We start from the raw sequence: 4,470 nt of genomic DNA, 5'->3' as shown, positions 1-4,470 counted from the left end.
TTCTTTTTTTATAAACCCGTGAAGTGGAAGTGTCAAGTATTATGATACAACATCACCCACTTTTTTGTAAAAACACTTGACAAATCGCTCAAAATTTGCGGCGAAGCCGATTGATTATATTTTATTTCAATCGACTGGAGGCGATTTCTTTGTTACCTACAAATCCCGGCGGCCATGCCGCCTATCAGGATACTTTCGTATCCCAGTTTCTTAAATTTTATCCTGATCCCTTTGCGCTTCCAAAAAGCACCTGGGATTATATCGTGCAGTTCTGGTATCTCGATCTTTCCCAGACGGATTCTATCATGCGGGAATGTTACTCTGTTTTTGGCCCGGAACCAAGGCTCCCTTCCTGCATGCTGCGTTCCTATCTGCTTGCTTTGAAACTAAAAGTGTCTTCTATCACTGTCTGGTGCCGCATGCTCAAGGAAACTCCCCTTTATGCTATCCTCAGCGGTTTCTCTTTCGGTGATACCCCTGGCGTCGGTACTTTTTATAATTTCTTTTCCCGCATCTGGCAGGATGACTCCAACAACCTTTCCCCGAAAGACCGGTTCCCTAAAATGAAGAAAACTCCCAAGGGGAAGAAGAAAGGTGATAAGACTCCCTGCGATTCTTCCAGCGCTGCTTCAAAACTTCTTCCCTTGCTGGAACGCTGGCATTTAAAGCCTGAGAATCCCTTTTTCCTAATTTTCCGGCTTTATCAGCAGCAGTTTCTGGACCAATCCATCCACAGGGGGTTGATCGATCCCCGGCACTTGGCTCTTGCCGGTGACGGCACCCCTGTCCGTACTGCCGCACAGCAGCGGAAAAAGCGCATTTGTCATTGTAAGGAGAAAGGCTGTTCTTCTTGTAACTGCAAACGCCATTATTTCCAACCCGACTGTAACTGGGGATGGGACTCCCACCGGGAATGTTATTTCTTCGGCTACCACCTCTACATGTATGTGGCTTCCGATTCCTTCAGCGACCTCCCTGTGTTTCCGCTTTTAGAGCGGGCCCCCCGGCATGACATGCTTTCCTTCCTGCATTCCTTTTTCACCATGAAAGCGTATCTTCCGGAATTCCAGATTGAAAAGCTCCTTCTGGATTCCGCGCACGACGCTTACTCTGTTTATGAATACTGCAGACGGGAAGATATCACACCGTTTATCGACCTCAATCCCGGTCATACCGGGCATTTTACCTATAAGGACGATTTTACAATTGATGATGATGGTGTCCCTGTCTGTAAGTTGGGCTTACGTATGTATAAAGATGGATATGAAGCTGCCAAACACCGGGCAAAATACCGGTGCCCGAAGTCAAACCGGAAACGTGGCTGCTTCTGTGAACACCCTTGTTCACCGGCGAAATATGGAAGAACCGTACACATCTTTACCGATGACAATCCAAGGTTATTTAACATACCGCCAAGGGACTCTAAAGCATGGGAAACGGAATATGATAGAAGAACTTCCGTGGAACGCTCCAACAAGCGCGAGAAAGAGGACTATAAATTAGAAGACGGCAGGCACCGCTCTACGAAGATGTGGCACTGCCGCCTCTACGGCATCATGATGCTCCAACACCTTGACGCCTGGGAAATGCCCTCTGTCGAGGCATTTCAAAAATCATTCTTAGGTTTAGCCGCCTAATAATGATATATTAAGCGATTCCATAAGATTTTTCAAGGCATAGTACCCGCTATGTCCAAAGTTTATGTCCATTTTTCTCTAATTTCTTTTCCTGCACGATATTCAGTTGTCAATCTTTGGTTAGAATCTCATTCATTGAGATTCCGAGAAGTTATTTCACATTCCCTATACATCTCTTTCCTGCCTGCTTCCCTCTGGTGGCAGAGGTGTATAACCATTTTTTACTTCACAAGCTCTGTAAGCCACGGGGCAAGCGGCCTCGAAACCACCCTGGCATTCAGGTACGCCATTTCCAGGGTCAGGCACGTATGCCCCAGATAATACCCATCCATAACCGACAGGGTCATGGCAAGGTCTGGCTTTTTCATATTTGTCAGATAAACGGGCAGAAGGTACTGCACCTTTCCTTGGTATCCCTGCGGCACGACAATCCCCGGTTCAATGACTGATTTCCTCCTTGCAAGCTCTACCGCTGTTTCCAACAAAAGCGGCAGGTTCTTTGCCCTGCGGACCTTATATGGAATCTGCTCCATATTTTCTTCATCCCCTAAAATATGTTCCACTTTAACCCTGACAAGCCAGTCCGGATTAAATCCTGTGCCATCCTGGGCAGCATGGTAATGAGGCCGCTCTGGCAGGGGCTCTATATATTTGAGCCTCGGTGAAATCTCATCGCAGAACCCCCTGAAATACCAGTCCAGCATGGAAGCACGCCTCTTATTCCGGTCAAAAAATCCATAGACTGCCTTATACCGTCCCGTATAAAGCCCTGTATGGAAGCACGCACATTCATTTTCCACATGAAAATACCGTGCTGCCTCCGCCTCATCTTTGGCTGAGTTAAAATCAATGCTCTGTTTCCTGAAAATGGTATGTATGTACCTCTCTAAAATAGGTGTATCCTGATTCTTCGTTTCAACAGACGGCCGCTTAAATTTCCATGGCTCTGGCAGCACCAGCCCTTCCAGTTCCTCAAGCTGCCCGTACCAGTCCGGCACATATGCAAACTCAAATAAATCTGTTTCCATAGCTTTGTTCCTTTCACAAAATCTCTGACTGTGTATCCCACAATGCTGTTTCATCCATCCGAATGCCCGCCATGCAGTAGGCGAACGGCACCTGGCTCTTTTATCCATAACAAAAAACAGGGAAAAGACACTCCGGCAGATGGAACTGCTTCTGTGTCTTTTCCCTATATACGGATTTCCTCTATGAGAGTATGGTACAGCCATACCCTTGATGGTGCAGATACCTGCGGATGTCACCTGGATTTTTTTGACCGCATCACTTCTTCCCTGTCCATCATAAAACACTCCTTCTCTTTAACAAGTATGGCTACACCGTCCTAAAATAGTATTGCCACGCCATTTTTACATTTGCAGGGTGTGGCACTATCATACTTTTAGGAGGTGAAACTATGGCTCTTCATCCAAAACAGTTCGGCATGGTGCTGAAAAATGCACGCATGGACAAAAAGCTTACCCAGGCTGAATTAGCTGAAAAACTGGATATTTCCCTTTCGTACCTGAAAGACCTTGAACGTTTCCGCAACAGCCCAAGCTACGAGGTCTTTGAAAAGGTCATCCGTTACTTCAACCTGTCAGCAGACACTGTGATCTATCCCAACCAGAACCAGGCTGATGATACATACCAGAAAATAGACCGTCTGCTAACCCGCTGTGACGAAGGACAGCTCAAGGTCATCCTCGCCACAACAGAGGCACTGCTGTCCGTAAGTGAAAAGCCCTCAGAATCAGAGTAACAGATGAAGGCGGTATTCAGGCGGTGTTTTCGTCACTTTTTCCCTACATTTTAAAGGCTCATTCCTGCAGCGGGATCCCCGTGCAAAAATGAGCCTCTTTTACTGTCTGATCCATTTCCTCAATTCTTCTGTGGACAAATCCTGCCGCAAAAGCCCCATACCGCTTAACAGGAGGATGCAGTCCACATATCCCTGGCAGTATGCTTTCTGTCCTTCCAGCGAATTCATATCTTCCAGCTTTGCCATCCACTCCAAGAGCAACTGCCGCTGTTCCTGTGGGAGCTGCTGCACCGCTGTTTCGCATTTTTCACGAAGCCTTTCCATTTCCTCCTGGGTTTCCTTATATCCCGGCACATCTACTACAGTATTCCTTGCCACATTCTCACAGCGCAGCCGGTTTAAAAACTGCCCAACCTGTTCCCATATTTTATTCTGCATATCCATGCCCTCCTTCAAATCTCATTATAATTATTAACATATCCGCAGATATTACTCCATCCCAAATTAAACCGTTTCTTAAAAAGAAAACAGGCAGTGTTCCAAGCCTTTTGCTTAGAACACTGCCTATTTCTTTTTTATCCGGTTCATTTTATATCCAACCCCACGTACCGTCTGAATATATTCTGGCTGGCTGGGATTGTCTTCAATTTTCTTTCGGAGACGGCGAACATGGGAAGTGATATTGCTGTCATCCTGGAGATATTCCCCATCCCAAACATAATTGTAAATCTTTTCTTTGGAAAGCGTCATCCCCTGATGAAGTGCCAGAACATACAGAATACGGAATTTGATATTGGTAAGATTTACTTCATGGTTCTCTTTCAAAACTTTATGCTGATCTGGCAAAAGAACTAAATCGCCAATTTGTATCACTTGCTGTTGCCCATCTATGGTTTCAACCTCACATTTCTTTGTTTGATTAACAATTTCGAGAATTTTATCAAAAATACTTGATTCTGATTCCTCCAATGCCACCACTATTAGTTTACTCATACCTGATACCTCCTTCTATATCTGTGTACTCTCGGAAACTCGAATCCCTTGTTTTATAAGGCTTCAGAAATTTCCGAA

At 45.5% G+C, this 4,470-nt stretch carries 5 protein-coding genes; 2 read left to right on the top strand and 3 right to left on the bottom strand.

Annotated features, from left to right (window positions below):
• Positions 1 to 149 precede the first annotated feature (149 nt).
• Positions 150 to 1,637, top strand: coding sequence for a hypothetical protein (locus tag E5329_RS30230; protein ID WP_168356813.1), 1,488 nt, complete (start codon positions 150 to 152; stop codon positions 1,635 to 1,637).
• Between the two features lie 221 nt (positions 1,638 to 1,858).
• Here E5329_RS30230 and E5329_RS28385 read toward each other — a convergent pair whose 3' ends face one another.
• A complete protein-coding gene (locus E5329_RS28385; RefSeq protein ID WP_135992479.1) occupies positions 1,859 to 2,665 on the bottom strand; it encodes a DUF3825 domain-containing protein in 807 nt (268 codons plus the stop codon).
• Positions 2,666 to 3,054: 389 nt separating this feature from the next.
• Here E5329_RS28385 and E5329_RS28380 point away from each other — a divergent pair, with 389 nt between their 5' ends.
• Positions 3,055 to 3,399 carry a helix-turn-helix domain-containing protein gene (locus tag E5329_RS28380; protein WP_135992478.1) on the top strand — a complete coding sequence of 115 codons (345 nt, stop codon included), beginning with the start codon at positions 3,055 to 3,057 and terminating at the stop codon, positions 3,397 to 3,399.
• 99 nt (positions 3,400 to 3,498) lie between these two features.
• On the opposite strand, the gene E5329_RS28375 is transcribed toward E5329_RS28380, so the two are convergent.
• Together E5329_RS28375 and E5329_RS28370 are read right to left on the bottom strand one after the other, a co-directional pair.
• Positions 3,499 to 3,837, bottom strand: a complete 339-nt coding sequence (locus E5329_RS28375) for a hypothetical protein (RefSeq protein ID WP_135992477.1) — start codon at positions 3,835 to 3,837, stop codon at positions 3,499 to 3,501.
• 126 nt (positions 3,838 to 3,963) lie between these two features.
• On the bottom strand, positions 3,964 to 4,392 hold the full coding sequence (locus tag E5329_RS28370; RefSeq protein ID WP_135992476.1) for a winged helix-turn-helix domain-containing protein: 429 nt from the start codon (positions 4,390 to 4,392) through the stop codon (positions 3,964 to 3,966).
• Between the last annotated feature and the right edge of the window lie 78 nt (positions 4,393 to 4,470).

Origin of the sequence: Petralouisia muris (assembly GCF_004793545.1) — a bacterium.
Taxonomy (GTDB): domain Bacteria; phylum Bacillota; class Clostridia; order Lachnospirales; family Lachnospiraceae; genus Petralouisia; species Petralouisia muris.
Note: the sequence above shows the minus strand (reverse complement) of the source record. Positions and strands in the feature narration are given on the sequence as shown.